General features: G+C 64.8%; 20 protein-coding genes. 17 read left to right on the top strand and 3 right to left on the bottom strand.

The features are described from left to right. Positions 1 to 20: 20 nt before the first annotated feature. Positions 21 to 440, bottom strand: a complete 420-nt coding sequence (locus AC56K1_RS09640) for a thioredoxin family protein (protein WP_497157624.1) — start codon at positions 438 to 440, stop codon at positions 21 to 23. Positions 441 to 540: 100 nt separating this feature from the next. Here AC56K1_RS09640 and tsaB point away from each other — a divergent pair, with 100 nt between their 5' ends. The 4 genes from tsaB to AC56K1_RS09660 are packed head-to-tail and all read left to right on the top strand — an operon-like array spanning position 541 to position 3,467. Beyond that, the gene (gene tsaB, locus AC56K1_RS09645) at positions 541 to 1,248 is read left to right on the top strand and encodes a tRNA (adenosine(37)-N6)-threonylcarbamoyltransferase complex dimerization subunit type 1 TsaB (protein ID WP_497157625.1); all 708 of its coding nucleotides are present in this window, start codon (positions 541 to 543) and stop codon (positions 1,246 to 1,248) included. Then, complete coding sequence (rimI, locus tag AC56K1_RS09650) at positions 1,245 to 1,715, top strand: ribosomal protein S18-alanine N-acetyltransferase (protein WP_497157626.1); 471 nt, start codon at positions 1,245 to 1,247, stop codon at positions 1,713 to 1,715. Before tsaB ends, rimI begins: the two co-directional genes overlap by 4 nt. Next, on the top strand, positions 1,712 to 2,545 hold the full coding sequence (locus tag AC56K1_RS09655) for a uracil-DNA glycosylase (RefSeq protein WP_497157627.1): 834 nt from the start codon (positions 1,712 to 1,714) through the stop codon (positions 2,543 to 2,545). The genes rimI and AC56K1_RS09655 overlap by 4 nt, the downstream gene beginning before the upstream one ends. After that, positions 2,526 to 3,467 (top strand): DUF1853 family protein, encoded by a 942-nt coding sequence (locus tag AC56K1_RS09660; protein ID WP_497157628.1) that lies wholly within the window; start codon positions 2,526 to 2,528, stop codon positions 3,465 to 3,467. The genes AC56K1_RS09655 and AC56K1_RS09660 overlap by 20 nt, the downstream gene beginning before the upstream one ends. A 138-nt stretch (positions 3,468 to 3,605) precedes the next feature. Here AC56K1_RS09660 and lplT read toward each other — a convergent pair whose 3' ends face one another. Beyond that, positions 3,606 to 4,868: a lysophospholipid transporter LplT gene (gene lplT / locus AC56K1_RS09665; RefSeq protein WP_497157629.1), complete on the bottom strand. Its 1,263-nt coding sequence runs from the start codon at positions 4,866 to 4,868 to the stop codon at positions 3,606 to 3,608. A 170-nt stretch (positions 4,869 to 5,038) separates the two neighbouring features. Between lplT and alr the strand changes: the two genes are divergently transcribed. The 10 genes from alr (at position 5,039) to phoR (ending at position 14,983) form a co-directional block, all read left to right on the top strand. After that, positions 5,039 to 6,145: an alanine racemase gene (gene alr, locus AC56K1_RS09670; RefSeq protein WP_497157630.1), complete on the top strand. Its 1,107-nt coding sequence runs from the start codon at positions 5,039 to 5,041 to the stop codon at positions 6,143 to 6,145. Continuing rightward, positions 6,138 to 7,514 carry a DNA repair protein RadA gene (gene radA / locus AC56K1_RS09675; protein ID WP_497157631.1) on the top strand — a complete coding sequence of 459 codons (1,377 nt, stop codon included), beginning with the start codon at positions 6,138 to 6,140 and terminating at the stop codon, positions 7,512 to 7,514. Before alr ends, radA begins: the two co-directional genes overlap by 8 nt. Positions 7,515 to 7,579: 65 nt before the next feature. Then, entirely contained in the window at positions 7,580 to 7,900 is a 321-nt protein-coding gene (locus tag AC56K1_RS09680) for a PilZ domain-containing protein (RefSeq protein WP_497157632.1), read from the top strand. 531 nt (positions 7,901 to 8,431) lie between these two features. Continuing rightward, positions 8,432 to 9,466: a phosphate ABC transporter substrate-binding protein PstS gene (pstS, locus tag AC56K1_RS09685; protein ID WP_497157633.1), complete on the top strand. Its 1,035-nt coding sequence runs from the start codon at positions 8,432 to 8,434 to the stop codon at positions 9,464 to 9,466. A 107-nt stretch (positions 9,467 to 9,573) separates the two neighbouring features. After that, positions 9,574 to 10,572: a phosphate ABC transporter permease subunit PstC gene (gene pstC, locus AC56K1_RS09690; RefSeq protein ID WP_497157814.1), complete on the top strand. Its 999-nt coding sequence runs from the start codon at positions 9,574 to 9,576 to the stop codon at positions 10,570 to 10,572. Continuing rightward, on the top strand, positions 10,572 to 11,429 hold the full coding sequence (gene pstA / locus AC56K1_RS09695) for a phosphate ABC transporter permease PstA (protein WP_497157634.1): 858 nt from the start codon (positions 10,572 to 10,574) through the stop codon (positions 11,427 to 11,429). Before pstC ends, pstA begins: the two co-directional genes overlap by 1 nt. 18 nt (positions 11,430 to 11,447) lie before the next feature. After that, positions 11,448 to 12,242, top strand: coding sequence for a phosphate ABC transporter ATP-binding protein PstB (gene pstB / locus AC56K1_RS09700; RefSeq protein ID WP_497157635.1), 795 nt, complete (start codon positions 11,448 to 11,450; stop codon positions 12,240 to 12,242). Between the two features lie 47 nt (positions 12,243 to 12,289). Next, positions 12,290 to 12,991, top strand: coding sequence for a phosphate signaling complex protein PhoU (gene phoU, locus AC56K1_RS09705; protein WP_497157636.1), 702 nt, complete (start codon positions 12,290 to 12,292; stop codon positions 12,989 to 12,991). Positions 12,992 to 12,993: 2 nt separating this feature from the next. Then, on the top strand, positions 12,994 to 13,680 hold the full coding sequence (locus AC56K1_RS09710) for a response regulator (protein ID WP_497157637.1): 687 nt from the start codon (positions 12,994 to 12,996) through the stop codon (positions 13,678 to 13,680). 10 nt (positions 13,681 to 13,690) lie between these two features. Next, positions 13,691 to 14,983 carry a phosphate regulon sensor histidine kinase PhoR gene (gene phoR, locus AC56K1_RS09715; RefSeq protein WP_497157638.1) on the top strand — a complete coding sequence of 431 codons (1,293 nt, stop codon included), beginning with the start codon at positions 13,691 to 13,693 and terminating at the stop codon, positions 14,981 to 14,983. A 20-nt stretch (positions 14,984 to 15,003) separates the two neighbouring features. On the opposite strand, the gene AC56K1_RS09720 is transcribed toward phoR, so the two are convergent. After that, on the bottom strand, positions 15,004 to 15,306 hold the full coding sequence (locus AC56K1_RS09720) for a hypothetical protein (protein WP_497157639.1): 303 nt from the start codon (positions 15,304 to 15,306) through the stop codon (positions 15,004 to 15,006). 177 nt (positions 15,307 to 15,483) lie between these two features. On the opposite strand from AC56K1_RS09720, the gene AC56K1_RS09725 reads away from it, so the two are divergent. From AC56K1_RS09725 to carA, 3 genes are all read left to right on the top strand, one after another. Beyond that, positions 15,484 to 16,401 carry a patatin-like phospholipase family protein gene (locus tag AC56K1_RS09725; protein ID WP_497157640.1) on the top strand — a complete coding sequence of 306 codons (918 nt, stop codon included), beginning with the start codon at positions 15,484 to 15,486 and terminating at the stop codon, positions 16,399 to 16,401. A gap of 20 nt (positions 16,402 to 16,421) precedes the next feature. Then, the gene (locus AC56K1_RS09730; RefSeq protein WP_497157641.1) at positions 16,422 to 16,832 is read left to right on the top strand and encodes a GlcG/HbpS family heme-binding protein; all 411 of its coding nucleotides are present in this window, start codon (positions 16,422 to 16,424) and stop codon (positions 16,830 to 16,832) included. 322 nt (positions 16,833 to 17,154) lie between these two features. Continuing rightward, positions 17,155 to 18,318 carry a glutamine-hydrolyzing carbamoyl-phosphate synthase small subunit gene (gene carA, locus AC56K1_RS09735; protein WP_497157642.1) on the top strand — a complete coding sequence of 388 codons (1,164 nt, stop codon included), beginning with the start codon at positions 17,155 to 17,157 and terminating at the stop codon, positions 18,316 to 18,318.

Below are 18,318 nucleotides of genomic sequence, written 5' to 3' on the forward strand. Positions count from 1 at the left end.
AAGGTTAAGCGGAAGTTAATCTAGGCCGCCAGCAGCGCGCGCAGGTTGCAGTCGCGCTGCCAGGCGCGCCGTTCTTCGCTCGAGTTGGCCCAGCAGCGCATTTCTTCCGGCGTCTGCGCGGCCTGGGCCTGCACCAGGCGGTCGGCCACGTGCGGATCCGGCACCATGGTGCCGAAAAAAACCACCGTATCGCCGCGCTGCACCAGCAGCGTCGGGAAGTTGTCGACGTCGAGGTCGCCCACGATGTCGGCCTGGTCTTCGATGTCGATCCATACGAAGGTCTTGTCCGGATGGCGCGCCGCCAGCAGCTCGAAGGTGGCGCGGTAGGTCGCGCAGGTGCCGCACCAGGCGGCGCACAGGCAGGCGACCGTGAGGGCGTCTCCTTCGATGGCGGCGGCGATGGCCGCGCGGTTGGCGGAATCGAGTGTCAGGCTTTGCATGAGCCGAATTCTACCGCGTGTTGCGCAGTTCTTGTGCATCCGGGGAAATGCCGGCGCCGGGGACGTAGTCGATGCGCGGCCGAGCGGGTAAAATGTCGGCATGCCCAACATCCTCGCCATCGAAACCTCGTCCGAGCTCGCGTCCTGCGCGCTGCTGGCCGGGGACACCGTCTTCGCCCGCTCCACCACCGGCGTGCGCACCCATTCGCAATCGATTTTGCCGATGGTGCAGGAGCTGCTGGCTGAAGCCGGTATCCGGCTCGCCGATTGCGATGCCGTGGCTTTCGGCGCCGGTCCCGGTTCGTTCACCGGCGTGCGCACCGCCTGCGGCGTGGCACAGGGCCTGGCTTTCGGGGCCGGTTTGCAGGTAGTACCGATGGTGACCCTGGCCGCGATGGCCGAAGCCTGCCGCGCCCGCACCGGCGCGACTGAGGTGCTCGCAGTACTGGACGCGCGCATGAACGAGGTCTACTGGGCCCAGTACCGTTACGACGGCGGCTGGCTTGAGGTCGTGGCGCCTGCCTTGTCGGCGCCGGACGCCGTGCATCCGGTCCCGGCCGATGGTTTGGCCGCCTGCGGCAATGGCTTCTCGGCCTACCCGGACGCGTTTGCCGGCAAGGCTTTCGCCGCGGGGGCGCTGAGCGACATCCTGCCGCAGGCGCGCGAAATGGCGCTGCTGGCAGTGCCCGCCCTGGCCGCCGGCCTGGGCCTGCCGGCGGCCCAGGCCCAGCCGCTCTACCTGCGCAACAAGATCGCCTTCACCAGCGCCGAGCGCCTGGCGATCAATGCGGCCAAGGCGGGCGCATGACGGTCGTGAACGCACTTGACCAGCTGGCGTTCGCGCCGATGGTGCCTGGCGACCTGGACGAAGTGCACGCGCTCGAATGCAGCGTGTTCCCGCATCCGTGGAGCCGGACCAATTTCACCGATTCGCTGGCCAGCGGCTACGATGCCTGGACCGTCCGTGACCGCGATGGCGCGCTGGCCGGCTACTACCTCCTGATGTACGCGGTCGACGAAGCCCACCTGCTCGACGTGGCGGTCGCTGCCGGCCTCCAGCGCCAGGGCCTGGGTCGCCAGCTGCTCGACCGCATTGGCGCGCGCGCGCGAGAAGCCGGCATGGACTCGATCCTGCTGGAAGTGCGTCCGTCGAACGAGCGCGCACTGGATGTCTACCGCCGCTACGGCTACCGCGAAATCGGGCGCCGCAAAGGCTATTACCCGGCCCATGCCGGCCTGCGCGAGGATGCCATTGTGATGAGGCTGGACCTGTGAACCGAATCAGCGACCGCGATGCGGCCTTCCTGGCCGAGATGGGCATCGGCCCGCTGTGGAGCGTGCGTGCGGCGCCCGCTGCGCTGGACCTTGTCGACGAAGCCGCTCCGGCCGCACCCGCGCCGGTAGCGCAGCCGGCTCCGCTGGCGCCCCCGCCGATGCCGCGCCAGGTCGCCGAGCCGGCGCCCGCGCGCAGCTGGACGCCTCCGGTAGTCGAACCTGTTCCCGCGCCCGAACAGGTCGACGTCTCCGCGCTCGACTGGGATGGCTTGCGCGTTGCGGTGGCCAATTGCAGGCATTGCAGTGCCTGCAGCGAAGGCCGCAAGCCGGTATTCGGCACCGGCGCGCGCACCGCGCGCTGGCTGGTCGCGGCGGGCACCGCCAGCGCCATCGATGAAAAGGCCGGCGAACCGATGACCGGGGACCCCGGCAAGCTGCTCGACAACATGCTGCAGGCGGTCGGCATGTCGCGCGAGACCGACGTCTACATCACCAGCCTGGTCAAATGCCGCCCCGCCAACCGCAATGGCGGCGACCGGGCGCCGACGCTGGACGAAGTGGCGGCCTGCCGTCCCTTCCTGGAACGCGAGCGCGAACTGTGCGGCGCCGCTACCGTCCTGACCCTGGGCCAGGTGGCCACCAACGGCCTGCTCGGCAAACCGCTCTCCGAGCCGCTGACCGGTTCGCGCGGCGCCACCCAACGACTGGGTGATGTGCCGATGGTGGCGACCCTGCATCCGGGCGAGCTGCTGCGGCGCGGCGCCGACAAGGCGCTGGCCTGGATCGACTTGTGCCGGGCGAAGGCCACGGATGGACGCGCCCCTCGATAGCTACCAGCAGGGCTTCCACCGCCGCTGGGGCCACTTGCGGCGCGCCCGGGTGCGCGCCCTGGCCTGGCTGCTCGATGCACCCGGCCTGCTCGATGCGCGCCACCCGCTGTGGGCCGGTCGCATCGCCACAGTGGGCCCGATCACGCCCGATATCGCCGCCTGGCTGAATCAACTCGACCACGATCCTTCCGCGCTGGACGCCGCGCTAGGGCCCCGCGTCTACACGCGCCTTGGCCTGTACGCCGAAAAGCTGATGGCCTTCTATTATGAACAGCACGGCATGCTGGTGGCCCACGGCCTGCAGGTGCGCGCCAACCGCAACGATACCGTCGGCGAGTTCGACTTTTTACTGGACGACGGACCGGATGCGGTCGAGCACATCGAGTTCGCCACCAAGTTCTACCTGCTCGAAGGGGAGGGCGGGCGCGAGATGGACGCGCTGGTCGGCCCCAACCTGGCCGACAGCCTGGGGGCCAAGATGCGCAAGGTCTTCGAGCGCCAGCTCAGCCTGGGCGAGCACCCTGCCGCGCAGGCGCTGCTGCCGCGTCCCGTCGCCCGGGCACGGGCGCAGGTCATGGGCTGGCTGTTTTATCCGGCCGGCAGCTGGCCCGTCATGCGCGGCATCGCCGCCGGCCATTGCCGCGGTTTCTGGTGCGCCCTGGAAGACATCGGCACCCTGGCCGGAGAAGGCTTCCTGGTCTTGCCCAAGCTGCAGTGGCTGGCCCCGTTCCGCGCCAGTTCAGCCGAATGGATGATGAATGGCGCGCAGCTGCATGCGGAGCTGGAGGCGCAGTTCGAGCTTAATTCGACGCCGGTGCTGGTGGCGGTGGTGCGCAATATGCCGGGAGTGATCGAAGAGGTCGAGCGCGGTTTCATCGTGCCGAACGATTGGCGCGAGCGCGCCGCAGCCCGTCGCCCTTAGGGTGGGCGTAAAACAGTCCACTGGACTGTTTTACCTACCCACGCGTTCAACCAGCTGGCGATTGGCCGCGACGATCATTCAGATTTGATTTGAACGCGCGGGCGGCGAAGCGGCCCACCCTACGAATACCTGCAGGTCTTAGTGCTTATGCTCGCCAATCAGCGCCAGCGAATCATGCTCGCGCTGGTTCGCCGCGTGGAGGCGTCCGATGAAGTACATGATGCCGGCCACCGACAGGCCGAACATGACGACGATGATGTCCAGGTCCAGGTTCAGCGTGATCATGATCGCGTACAGCGCCAGCATGGTCAGGATCGACAGGTTTTCGTTGAAGTTCTGGACCGCGATCGAATGGCCGGCGCTCATCAGCACGTGGCCGCGGTGCTGGAGCAGGGCGTTCATCGGCACCACGAAGAAGCCCGACAGGAAGCCGATCAGCGTGAGCAGCGGATAGGCGAAGTTCACGGACTTGACGAACACCATGCTGCAGACCACCAGGCCCATGATGATCCCGAGCGGGATCACGGTGAGCGATTTGCGCAGCGGGATCATGCGCGCCGCCATCACGGCGCCCAGCGCCACGCCGATCGCCACCACGCCGATCAGGTTGGTCGCCTTATCGAGCGGCATGTGCAGCGAGCGCTCGGCCCATTTCAGCACGATGAATTGCAAGGTTGCGCCGGCGCCCCAGAACAGGGTGGTCACGGCCAGCGAAATCTGGCCAAGCTTGTCGCGCCACAGGGTCGCCGAGCAGTTGGCGAAATCGGCGATCAGCTTGGCCGGGTTGCGTTCCTGGTGCTCGTAGCGCGCGCCGGTGTCCGGGATGCGCAGGTTGAACAAGGTGGCCAGCACATAGATCACCACCACCACCGACATCGCCGCTTCGGCGCCGGTGTCGATCCCGCTCTCGATACCGGGGATGTCGAAGCCGAGCAGCCAGGCGCTGCCGCGCGTGCTGACCAGGGTCCCGCCCAGCACGGTGCCGAAGATGATCGACATCACGGTCAGCCCTTCGATCCAGCCATTGGCGGGAACGAGTTTTTCGGGCGGCAGCAATTCGGTCAGAATGCCGTATTTGGCAGGGGAGTAGACGGCCGCGCCGAAACCCACGACGGCATAGGCCAGCAGCGGGTGCACGCTCAGGAACATCAGCGCGCAGCCGAACACCTTGATCAGGTTGGCGATGAACATCACGCGGCCCTTGGGCAGCGAGTCGGCGAAGGCGCCCACGAAGGCGGCCAGCAGCACGTAGAAGAGCACGAATGAAAGCTTCAGCAGGGGAGTCAGCGAAGCCGGGGCATTCATCGACGTCAGCAGACTGATCGCAACAAACAGGAGCGCATTGTCTGCCAGCGACGAGAAAAACTGCGCCGCCATGATGGTATAAAAACCACGGTTCATTCTAAAAGAGTAAAAGCTGGTCCGAGTTGCTTTATACCATGAATGGTCTCCGCACCAAAAGGAAAACCGGGCCTGTCAGCAGTACGCGCGTCGGCACGCCCCGGCCCACTCCGGTAAAATAGATCCTTTCCCAGCCTTTGAAAGCCGGCTGCAAAACGCCGGTATTGACGATGCCACGTCCGCTCTCCGCTACCATCCACCTCGATTCCATGCAACACAACCTGTCGCGTGCGCGCAGCTGCGCGCCGCAGGCCAAGATCTGGGCCGTCGTCAAGGCGAACGCCTATGGCCATGGCCTGGAGCGCGCCATGCGCGGCTTCGCCCTGGCCGACGGCCTGGCCCTGATCGAGACCGAGAATGCGGTGCGCCTGCGCGAGAGCGGCTGGATCAAGCCGGTGCTGCTGCTTGAGGGGATCTTCGACGCCTCCGACGTGCCGTTGCTGGCCGAGCACAATATCAACAGTGCGGTCCACAACATCGAGCAGATCAAGATGCTCGAGTACACCCAGCTTTACCGCCCGATCGACGTGCACCTGAAGATGAATACCGGGATGAACCGCCTCGGCTTCCAGCCCGGCGAGTACGCGGCGGCCTTCAAGCGCCTGCGCGCGATTCCCGGCGTGCGCAACATCACCCACATGACCCATTTCGCCAATGCCGACGAGCTGGAACACCCGCGCCTGACGATCGCCGAGCAGGTGCGCCGCTTCCAGCATGGCGCCGGCGGCCTGGCGGGCGAACGCAGCCTGTCCAATTCCGGCGGCGTGCTGCACCAGCCGCAACTGGGCGATGCGCTGTCGAACGACTGGGTGCGGCCCGGTGTCATGCTCTATGGCGGCACTCCGGGCGGGCGCAGCGCGCAAGACTACGGCCTGCTCCCGACCATGACCTTGCGCTCGGAGATCATCGGCATCCAGGAAATCAAGGCCGGCGACACCGTCGGCTATGGCAGCCGCTTCGAGGCCAGTGGCCCGATGACTGTGGGCGTGGTGGCCTGCGGCTATGCCGACGGCTACCCGCGCCACGCGCCGCACGGCACCCCGGTGGTGGTCGACGGCGTGCGCACTACGCTGGTCGGGCGGGTGTCGATGGACATGATGACGGTCGACCTGACGCCGATCCGCAATGCCCGCATCGGCAGCAAGGCCACGCTCTGGGGCGACGGCCTGCCGATCGACGAGGTGGCGCAATCGGCCGGTACGATCGGCTATGAACTGATGTGCGCACTCGCTCAGCGGGTGCGCGTACAAGAAGGACGGATGGGAACCGATGGCTAAATCACGAACCGCTTTTGTCTGCACCGAATGCGGCGCCACCGCGAGTCGCTGGGCCGGACAGTGCCCCGACTGCAAGGCCTGGAATACCCTGGTCGAGAGCGTGGTCGAGGCCCCGGGCGTGAACCGCATGTCGCAGGTCCAGCATAAGAGCCTGGCCCAGACCGCACCGGTGCTCTCGCTCAAGGACATCGACGCGCTGGACGTGCCGCGCTTCGGCACCGGCATCGAGGAATTCGACCGGGTCCTCGGCGGCGGCCTGGTGGCCGGCGGCGTGGTGCTGATCGGCGGCGACCCGGGCATCGGCAAGTCGACCCTGCTGCTGCAGGCCCTCGCCAACCTGGCCGCTACCCGCAACACGCTTTACGTGTCGGGCGAGGAATCCGGTTCCCAGATCGCGCTGCGCGCGCGCCGCCTGTCGGTCGATTCGTCCGAGCTGAATTTCCAGGCCGAGATCCAGCTGGAGAAGATCCTCGGGACCCTGGCCGACCTCAAGCCGGAAGTGGCGGTGATCGACTCGATCCAGACCCTGTATTCGGACGCGCTGACCTCGGCCCCGGGCTCGGTGGCCCAGGTGCGCGAATGCGCGGCCCAGCTCACCCGGGTGGCCAAGCAGACCGGCATCACCATCATTCTGGTCGGCCACGTGACCAAAGAGGGCGCGCTGGCCGGCCCGCGTGTGCTCGAGCACATCGTCGACACCGTGCTGTATTTCGAGGGCGATACCCAGTCGAGCTTCCGCCTGGTGCGGGCCATCAAGAACCGCTTTGGCGCGGTGAACGAACTGGGCGTGTTCGCGATGACCGAGAAGGGCCTGAAGGGCGTGTCGAACCCGTCGGCCCTGTTCCTGTCCCAGCACGACAGCCAGGTGCCGGGTTCCTGCGTGATGGTCACGCAAGAGGGCACGCGCCCGCTGCTGGTCGAGATCCAGGCCCTGGTCGACGCCAGCCACCTGCCCAACGCGCGCCGCCTGTCTGTCGGGTTGGAACAAAATCGCCTCGCCATGCTGCTGGCCGTGCTGCACCGGCATGCCGGCATTGCCGCCTTCGACCAGGACGTGTTCATCAACGCCGTGGGCGGCGTGAAGATCGCCGAACCGGCGGCCGATTTGGCCGTGCTGCTGGCGATCAACTCGTCGATGCGCAACAAGCCGCTGCCGCGCGGCCTGGTGGTGTTCGGCGAAGTCGGCCTTGCCGGCGAGATCCGCCCGGCGCCACGGGGCCAGGAGCGCCTGAAGGAAGCGGCCAAGCTCGGGTTTTCCCATGCCTTGATCCCGAAAGGGAACGTGCCGAAGCAGAAAATCGAGGGCATGACCATCATCGCGGTCGAGCGCATCGACCAGGCTTTCACCAAGCTGCGCGAACTCGACTGAGCGCATCTGCGCTCTGATAATCCTGCCTGCCGCATTCGCTCACTCTCTAACAGTATTGGCACAACGTGTTTTCAGAACAAAGGACATCCGAACGCAAGCTGCTGCGTACCCGCGCCCGCGTGGCGATGGAAGGCGCGGCTCCGGCCAGCGGCCGCACCAGCGACCTCGGCGCCAATGGCGTCTGCATCAACCTGCCCGACCCGCTGCCGGTCGGCCAGACCGGGCAAGTCAGTTTCGAACTGCTCATCGACGGCAAGCAGATAGCCATCAGCGCGCGTGCCCGGGCGCTCTACTGCATTTTCAGCAATGGCGAATTCAAGGTCGGCTTCCAGTTCCTGAACCTGGAACTGGCGGCGATGACGGCGGTGGCGCGCTACCTGCGCTGAATCGGGCGGCGAGGCGGTCCGGGCCGTGCTGCGGCCCCATGCAAAACGGCGAGTGCCCTCTGGGCCTCGCCGTTTTGTCGCTTTATGACATGATCCGAAGAATCGGATCCACACTATTCGTGATAGTGATCGGTTAGGCTATCCTTGCTGCCTTTGACCTCTTGGAAGATCTCGAAAGCAACGAGTCCGGCCAAACCACTCAGGATACCAAATACCATAATACTGAACATAACTCTCAACGCCTTTCAGCATCCCCTCCTTGTGAAAACCTGTCTTCAGGTTAGCAGAAGCCGCTGTCTTTACAAGGCAGGCGGAGGGGCCGGAACGTAATATATTTGCATCAGCCGGGGCCGGCCGGACCCTGCCCGGGGCAGTCTCTGCAATCGTGTGCGCCCGTGTCCGAAACCCGGGCAAGCTACGTCCGGTGCGCCCGATTATTACATCTGTCATGAACTTGTCATAATCGGGCAGTAGACTTCGCAACGTCAAATGAACGGGACTCATCCCGGGCCTCTTTCCAAAGGAACCACCATGCGCATGAAGCATCTGTTCGTCTCCGTCGCCATCGCCGCTTCCAGCTTCGCCTCCGCCCAGGCCGCCAACATCACCGGTGCCGGCGCGACCTTCCCGTATCCGATCTACGCAAAGTGGGCCGAGATGTACAAGGCTAGTTCGGGCAACGGCCTGAACTACCAGTCGGTCGGCTCGGGCGCCGGCATCAAGCAGATCAAGGCCAAAACCGTCGATTTCGGCGCCTCGGACATGCCGCTGTCGGCCGCTGAACTGAACGCCGCCGGCCTGTTCCAGTTCCCGGCCATCATGGGCGGCGTGGTGCCGGTCGTGAACCTGCCGGGCACCGCCCCGGGCCAGCTCAAGCTCACCGGCGCCGTCGTCGCCGACATCTTCCTCGGCAAGATCAAGACCTGGAATGCCCCGCAGATCGCCGCGCTGAACCCGGGCGTGAAGCTGCCTGCCACCGAGATCACGGTCGTGCACCGCGCCGACAGCTCGGGCACCTCCTTCCTCTGGACCGACTACCTGTCGCACACCAGCGCCGAATGGAAAACCAAGGTCGGCGCCGGCACCGCGGTGAAATGGGCCGTGGGCGTGGGCGGCAAGGGCAACGAGGGCGTGGCCGCCAACGTGCAGCGCATCAAGGGCGCGATCGGCTATGTCGAGTGGGCCTATGCCAAGAAGAACCGCATGCAGCACACCCAGCTGCAGAACAAGGACGGCGCCTTCCTGCAGCCGGATGATGAAGCCTTCAAGGCCGCCGCCGCCGGCGCCAACTGGGCCGGTACGCCAGGCTTCGCCGTGGTGCTGACCAACCAGGCCGGCAAGGCCAGCTGGCCGATCACCGGCGCCTCCTACATCCTGGTGCACAAGAGCCAGGCGGACGGTGTCAAGGGCAAGGAAGTGCTGAAGTTCTTCGACTGGGCCTACAAGAACGGCGATGCGGCAGCGGCCGAGCTGGACTATGTGCCGATGCCGGATGCCGTCACCAAGCTCGTACAAGATGCCTGGCGCGCCAATGTGAAGGACGCTGCGGGCAAGGCGCTCTGGTAATTTCCCTTCCACAGCGAAGGGAAGGGCTGGCGGTTTTACGGAACGCCAGCCCTTTCGTTCGCCAGCAAGATTGACAAAAAGTTATGAGCGTACAAACCTCCGTCGCGATGCCCGACCTGCCCAAGCAGGAGGACAATGCCAACGGCTTCCACTCGGCCGCCCTGCGCAACACGATGCGCAACCAGCGCATCCAGGATTTCTTCTTCCATAAGGTCACGCTGCTGTTCGCGGCCTCGGTGCTGCTGGTCCTGGTCGGCATCATCGCCTCGCTGATGGTCGGCGCCTGGCCGGCCTTCAAGGAGTTCGGTCCTGGTTTTGTGACCCGCGTCGAGTGGGACCCGGTGAACGACCAGTTCGGCGCCATGATCGCGATCTGGGGCACGCTCGCCACCTCGATGATCGCGCTGGCGGTAGCCTTCCCGATCAGCTTCGGGATCGCGCTCTTCCTCACCGAGATCTGCCCGGTCTGGCTGCGCCGCCCGATGGGTACCGCGGTCGAGCTGCTGGCCGGCGTGCCCTCGATCATCTACGGCATGTGGGGCCTGTTCGTGTTCGCGCCGCTGTTCGCCGACCACGTCCAGCCGCTGCTGAAAAGCACCCTCGGCCAGCTGCCGGTGATCGGCCAGCTGTTCCAGGGCCCGGTCATGGGCATCGGCATCCTGACCGCCGGCCTGATCCTGGCCATCATGATCATTCCCTTCATCGCCTCGGTGATGCGCGACGTGTTCGAGATCGTCCCGACCGTGCTCAAGGAGTCCGCCTATGGCCTGGGCTGCACCAAGTGGGAAGTGGTGCGCAAGGTCGTGCTGCCTTATACCCGCAACGGCGTGGTGGGCGGCGTGATGCTGGGCCTGGGGCGCGCCCTGGGCGAGACCATGGCGGTGACTTTCGTGATCGGCAATGCGCACGACCTGTCGTGGTCGCTGTTCTCGGCCGGTAACTCGATTTCCTCGACCCTGGCCAACGAATTCGCCGAAGCGGCTTCGCCCCTGCACGTGTCTTCGCTGTTCGCGCTGGCCCTGATCCTGTTCGCCATCACCTTCATCGTGCTGTCGGCAGCCAAGCTGATGCTGCTCGGGATGTCCCGCAATGAAGGAACCAAATAATGACGACCGCGAAAAATCCCGTCTACCGCAAGCGCCTGCTGGCGCACCGTTTCGGCATCGTGCTGTCCGTGGCCGCGATGGGCATCGGCCTGGCCTTTCTGGCCTGGATCCTGGCTACCCTCCTGATCAACGGCCTGGGCGCGCTCTCAGGCAATATGTTCACGGCCGACACGCCGGCCCCGGGCAGCGAGGGGGGCGGCCTGCGCAACGCCATCCTCGGCAGCCTGATGATGGTAGGCCTCTCGACCGCAATCAGCACCCCGATCGGCATCCTGGCCGGTATCTATCTGGCCGAATACGGCGAGGGCAACAAATTTGCCCAGGTGACCCGCTTCGTGACCGACATCATGCTGTCGGCCCCGTCGATCGTGATCGGCCTGTTCGTGTATGCGATCTACGTCGCCAAAGTCCAGCATTTCTCGGGCTATGCCGGCACCATCGCGCTGTCCCTGATCGCGGTGCCGGTGGTGGTGCGCACCACCGACAACATGCTGCGCCTGGTGCCCAACAGCCTGCTGGAGGCGGCCTTTGCCCTGGGCGCGCCGCGCTGGAAGGTCGCGACCATGGTGCGCCTGCGCGCCGTCAAGGCCGGCGTGATCACCGGCGTGTTGCTGGCGCTGGCCCGCATCTCGGGCGAGACCGCGCCGCTGCTGTTCACCGCACTGAACAACCAGTTCTTCAGCGCGGACATGAATGCGCCGATGGCCAACCTGCCGGTCGTGATCTACCAGTTCGCGATGAGCCCATACGACGACTGGCGTTCGCTGGCCTGGGGCGGCGCGCTGCTCGTGACCTTTACCGTGCTGTTGCTGAACATCGTGTCGCGCACCCTGTTCAGCCAGAAGACCCCGCGTTAATTTTTCCAGATAAAAACGATGACCCAACTTATGCCGAACCAGGCCCCAGGCAGCGCCAAAGCCAAGACGATCGAAATCGAAGGGCTGAATTTCTTCTACGGTAAAACGCAGAGCCTGAAAAACGTGTCGCTTGACGTCCACGACAAGCAGGTGACGGCCTTCATCGGCCCGTCCGGCTGCGGCAAGTCGACCCTGCTGCGCACCCTGAACCGCATGTACGATTTGTACCCGGGCCAGCGCGCCGAGGGTTCGATCCGCTACCACGGCCGGAATATCCTGGAGCCGGGTGTCGACGTCAACATGCTGCGCGCGAAGATCGGCATGGTGTTCCAGAAGCCGACCCCGTTCCCGATGTCGATCTACGATAACATCGCCTTCGGCGTGCGCCTGTACGAGAACCTGTCCAAGGGCGAAATGGACGAGCGCGTGGAATGGGCGCTGAAGAAGGCGGCGCTGTGGGAAGAAGCCAAGGACAAGCTGAGCAAGAGCGGCCTGTCGCTGTCGGGCGGCCAGCAGCAGCGCCTGTGCATCGCGCGCGGCGTGGCGGTCAAGCCCGACGTGCTGCTGCTGGACGAGCCGACCTCGGCGCTGGACCCGATCTCGACCGCGAAGATCGAGGAACTGATCAGCGAGCTCAAGCAGGATTACACGATCACCATCGTGACGCACAACATGCAGCAGGCCGCGCGCTGTTCCGACTATACCGCCTACATGTACCTTGGCGAGCTGGTGGAATTCGGGGAAACTGACCAGATCTTCATGAATCCGGCGCGCAAAGAAACGCAAGATTACATTACTGGTCGTTTCGGTTAAGTAGTTCAGTCAGATCAGAAGATAAACAGGGATCACAGGAGATAACAATGACAGGCGAACACTCATCCAAGCAGTACGACCAGGAACTGGAAGCGATTCGTTCCAAGGTCCTGCTGATGGGCGGCATGGTGGAGACCCAGTTCGAGGCGGCGCTGGAATGCTTCCGCATGGATGACCCGGCGCGCGCCGACCGCGTGATGGCGGAGGACCAGGCGGTCAACCAGCTCGAAGTGCAGCTCGACGACGCCTGCAGCCACCTGATCGTGCGCCGCCAGCCGACCGCGAATGACCTGCGCACCGTGATGGCCACCATCAAGGTCATCACCGACCTCGAGCGCATCGGCGACGAGGCATCGAAGATCGCGCGCACTTCCAAGGGCCTGTACGCCCGCGGCAATACCAGCTTCGCGCACTACGACATGATCCGCAACATCGGCAAGGCGACCTGCGAGATGCTGCACAATGCGCTGGACGCTTTCGCGCGCCTGGACGGCAAGCAGGCGCTCGAGCTGATCGCGGCCGACGAAGGCGTCGACCACGAATTCCGCACCATCTTGCGCAACCTGATCACCTTCATGATGGAAGACCCGCGCACGATTTCGTCGGCACTCGACACGCTGTGGGTGGCCAAGGCCATCGAGCGCATCGGCGACCATGCCAAGAACATCGCGGAATACGTGATCTATGTGGTCGAAGGCCGCGACATCCGCCACAGCAAGCCAGTGGCCATCGAGCAGCCGGCGGCTTGAGCATGACGGACAAGACGCGCGTGCTGGTCGTCGAGGACGAACCGGCGATCGTCGAGCTAGTGAAGTATTCGCTGCGCGAAGCCGGCTGGGACATCCGCACCGCCGACACCGTCGGCGGCGCCTGGGACAGCATCACGCACGGCAAGCCCGATTTGCTGCTGCTGGACTGGATGCTGCCCGACCAGAGCGGCCTGCGCCTGCTGTCGCGCCTGCGCGGCGACCGCGACTTCCAGGACATCCCGGTCATCATGCTGACCGCGAAAAGCATGGAAGAAGACAAGCTCGCCGGCCTCGATACCGGCGCCGACGACTACATCACCAAGCCGTTCTCGCCGCGCGAACTGCTGGCGCGCTCGCGCGCGCTGCTGCGCCGCAAGAGCCCGCACCTGTCGGAAGCGCCGCTGCGCGCTGGCAGCGTGGTGCTCGACCCGAACAGCTGCACGGTCTGCGTCGACGACCAGCAGATCGAGATCGGCAATGCCGAATACAAGCTGCTCAAGTTCCTGCTGGCGCACCGCGAGCGCGTGTTCTCGCGCGCCCAGCTGCTCGACAAGGTATGGGGCGACCATGCCGTCATCGAAGAGCGCACGGTGGACGTGCACGTGCTGCGGCTGCGCAAGGCGCTCAAAAGCGCCGATGGCTTGATCCGGACGGTGCGCAGCGTCGGCTACATGCTGTCAGAAAAATAGCGTGGGCTCAATGAATCCGAAGCTGCTGTTCTGGGTGCCGGCCGTGCTGCGCCTGGGCCTCGTGTTCGTTGCAGCCCTGGTGGTCTGGTGGATGTCCAGCATCGTCGAGGCGCTGGTCTTCGCCTTGGGGGCGGTGATCATCGCGCTATTCGTCCAATTGCGCTACCTGCACGAGCTGGGCGAGTGGCTGAACAATCCCCACAGCAGCCGCCTGCCGGACGGCTGGGGCGCCTGGACCGACGTGTTCGCGCGCCTGTACCGCCTGCGCCGCGAGGACGAGCGCCACCAGGCCGAGATGGCCGAATGGCTGGCGCGCTTTCGCCAGGCGATGCAAATGCTGCCGGAAGGCGTGGCCATCATGGACGATGTGCTGTTCCTCGAATGGTGCAATGAGGCGGCCGAGCGCCACCTCGGCTTGAGCCTGGCGCGCGACAAGGGCCTGCGCGTAACCAACCTGGTGCGCCATCCAGAGTTCATCGACTACGTGATCCTGGGGCGCTATGACACGCCGCTGACCCTGTCCTTCCGCGGCCGCAAGCTGGAATGCCGCATCATCCCCTTCGAGAACCGGCGCCAGATCCTGGTCACGCACGATGCCACCGACACCGAGCGCATCGAAGCGATGCGGCGCGACTTCATCGCCAACGCCTCGCACGAGCTGCGCACGCCGCTCACCGTCATCGTCGGCTTTTTAGAGATCGCGATGTCCGACCCGGGCCTGGACGTGGCCACCCGCACCGCCCACCTGGCCCTGATGACGGAGCAGGCGCAGCGCATGCAGCGCCTGATCGGCGACATGCTGACCCTGTCGCGCCTGGAGTCCGACGAATTCCCGCTCAGGCGCGAACGCGTCGACCTGCGCGCGCTGGTGGAATCGGTGGCGCTCGAGGCCCGGGCCCTGTCCGGCGGGCGCCATGCGATCGAGGCCGAGGTCGACGGGCCGGACGTGATGGGCAACGCTGAAGAACTGCGCAGCGCCTTCGCCAACCTGGCCTCGAACGCGGTGCGCTACTCGCCCCAGGGCGGCACCATCCGCCTGAAGTGGACGCGCGGGACCGACGACTTGCGCTTCTCGGTGATGGATTGCGGCATCGGTATCGAACCGATCCACATTGCGCGCCTGACCGAGCGCTTCTACCGCGTCGACAAGAGCCGCTCGCGCGAGACCCAGGGCACGGGGCTGGGCCTGGCGATCGTCAAGCATGTGCTGCTGCGCCACGGCGGGCGCCTGATGATCAGTTCGGTGCCGGGGCAGGGGAGCTGCTTTACGGCGGTGTTGCCGAATACGTCCTTGCCAAGCTGACCCCAATATTTTTTGGGGAGCTATGGTGACAGTTGGTGGAGCAGGCCACAATTGGCGAGCGTAGTCGACTGGGCAAGCAGGGCATACGCTTCTTCGACGATTCGGTCACGTTTGGATGGGTCCCGGTCGAGGGTCTGCAAATCATCCAGCTCGTCGTAGGTGAGCAGGCGCTGCTCGACCATCCAGGCAAGCTGGCGGGATGGGGCCCGATCGTGCTTGATGTCGATCCATTGCGGATGGGCGAGGACGGCGGTTCGATGGGCGGCGCTGATGAGCCTCAGGACGACAGGAAGTGAATCGACTTCGGTGCAGATGCTCGCCATGTTGGCCTCCCGATCTCGTATCGAAGAGCAATGCTAACGATAAATTTCCCGGCTTGATAAGCGCTGGCGCAAGCTGGCGTTGTGTGACCGATCCGAGCAAGCGTCCGGTTTAGCCGCACTGGACGGTTTGCCGGGGAGTCGGGGTACAATCGTGCCTCGCTCTTTTTCTTACCGTCTATGTTCTCTCGCCGTCTGTCCCTGATCGCCTGCACCGCGCTGCTCCTCAGCGCCTGCGGCAGCACCCCGACTCCGCCCCCCGTTACCCCTGGCGCCCAGCAGGCGACGCCGCCCGCGGCGCCGCGCAAGGTCCGCATCGGCCTGGCCCTCGGCGGTGGCGCCGCGCGGGGCTTCGCCCACATCGGCGTCATCAAGGCCCTGGAAGCGCAGGGCATCGTGCCGGAAATCGTCGTCGGCACCAGCGCCGGCTCGGTGGTCGGCGCGCTCTACGCCTCGGGCCTGAACGGTTTTGCGTTGCAGAAGACGGCCATGGCCATGGATGAAGCCACGATCTCCGATTGGGCCTTGCCCCTGTTCGGCAAATCGACCGGCGTACTGAAAGGCGAGGCGCTGCAGGGCTATGTCAACAAGGCCGTCAATAACGTGCCAATGGAACGCCTGAAGATCCGCTTCGGCGCCGTGGCCACCGACCTGCGTACCGGCCAGCCGATTCTGTTTAACAAGGGCAATACCGGCATGGCCGTGCGCGCGTCGTCCGCGGTGCCGAGCGTCTTCCAGCCGGTCAAGATCGGCGCCAACTCCTATGTCGATGGTGGGCTGGTGGCGCCGGTGCCGGTCAAGTTCGTCAAGGACATGGGCGCCGATTTCATTATCGCGGTGAACATCTCCAGCGCGACCGAGGGGGCGGCCACGGCCAGCTCGCTCGACGTGCTGATGCAGACCTTCAGCATCATGGGCCAGCGCCTGAACTATTTCGAGCTGAAGGAAGCCGATATCGTCATCACGCCGGCGCTCGGCAACATGGGCAGCAGCGACTTCGGTAGCCGCAACCTGGCGATCCTCGCCGGCGAGCAGGCGGCAGCAAACGTAATGCCGCAGATTAAGGCCAAGCTCAAGGCCAAGCAGCAAGCTCACTAACCAGGAATATGGGAAACGCCATGCAATCGAAGCCTTATCTCACCCTCGACGACGTCAAGAAAATCGCCGCAGCGGCCGAAAGCGAAGCCGTGCGCAACAACTGGGCCGTGTCCATTGCCATCGTCGACGATGGCGGCCACCAGCTCTGGTTCCAGCGCCTCGACGGCGCCGCGCCGATCTCCTCGCATATCGCCCCGGCCAAGGCGAAGACCGCGGCGCTCGGCCGGCGCGAATCGAAGATCTATGAAGACCTGATCAACAACGGCCGCACTTCCTTCCTGTCGGCGCCTGAAATCGAAGGGATGCTGGAAGGCGGCGTGCCGGTCATCGTCGATGGTCACGTGATTGGCGCCGTTGGCGTCTCGGGCGTCAAGTCGACTGAGGATGCGCAGGTCGCCAAGGCGGGCATTGCCGCCCTGAGCAACGGCTGAGCCAAGCTGCCGCCATCCGCATGTAGGCGCCTGCGTGGCGCCTTTTCTTCTATGTTGCACCTGCAGCGGAGCATTGTTTCCGCGCCGACTTCCCAACCTGTTCCGGCAAAAATGGCGCCACTTCTATAGAATTGCTGCATTGCCGAATACGGTGGTTTCGCGCTATAATTTGGAAGTTTAGCCATTTACACATCAGCCGTAGCGCCTACCCATCATCCCTCATTCAACTTGATATCCATTTCCCGGCACGCTTAGTCCGCCCGGGCATTTTGGATGTCGGTCTGACGTGGCGCAGCTACGGTAACTTTATTGGGAGTTACCCTTGCCGCCATTTTTTTCTGGCCCAGCCGTCCCGGCCATCCTGGCCCTTGCAGACGGAACGATTTTCAGAGGACATTCCATTGGCGCTGCCGGCCATACGACCGGCGAGGTGGTGTTTAACACTGCGATCACCGGCTACCAGGAAATCCTTACCGACCCCAGCTACTCGCGTCAGATCGTCACCCTGACGTACCCGCACATCGGCAACTACGGCGTCAACGCCGCCGACGTCGAGGCATCCAAGGTCCACGCCGCCGGCCTGATCATCCGTGACTTGCCGCTGCTGGCATCGAATTTCCGTTCCACCATGTCTCTGGCGGACTACCTGAAGCTCGAGAACGTGGTCGCCATCGCGGGCATCGATACCCGCAAGCTGACCCGTATCCTGCGCGAGAAGGGCGCTCAGGGCGGCGCCATCCTGACTGGCACGCAAGGCAACCAGCCGTCTGAGGCGCAAGCACTGGAACTGGCGCGCTCCTTCCCGGGTCTGGCAGGCATGGACCTGGCCAAGGTGGTGTCGGTGAAGGAATCCTACGAATTCACCGAGACCGAGTGGAAGCTGGGCGAGGGCTTCGGCAAGCAAGAGAACCCCCGATACCACGTGGTCGCTTTTGACTACGGCGTCAAGCGCAACATCCTGCGCATGCTTGCCGAGCGCGGCTGCAAAGTGACGGTGCTGCCGGCGCAAGCCACAGCCGCCGACGCGCTGGCCCTGAACCCGGACGGCATCTTCCTGGCCAACGGTCCGGGCGACCCGGAACCCTGCGATTACGCGATCAAGGCAAGCGCCGAGCTGATCGAGAAGGGCATCCCGACCTTCGGCATTTGCCTGGGTCACCAGATCATGGCGCTGGCCTCCGGCGCCAAGACGATGAAGATGAAGTTCGGCCACCACGGCGCCAACCACCCGGTGCAGGACCTGGATTCGAAGAAGGTCTTGATCACGTCGCAGAACCACGGCTTCGCAGTCGACCCGGCTACCCTCCCGGCCAACTGCCGCGTGACCCATGTGTCGCTGTTCGACGGTTCGCTGCAGGGCTTCGAGCGCACGGACAAACCAGCCTTCTGCTTCCAGGGCCACCCGGAAGCCTCGCCCGGCCCGACCGACGTTGCCTACCTGTTTGATCGCTTCATCGGCCTGATGCAAGCTGCGGAGAAAAAATAA

This window comes from Telluria sp. ZB4P37 (genome assembly GCF_059685855.1).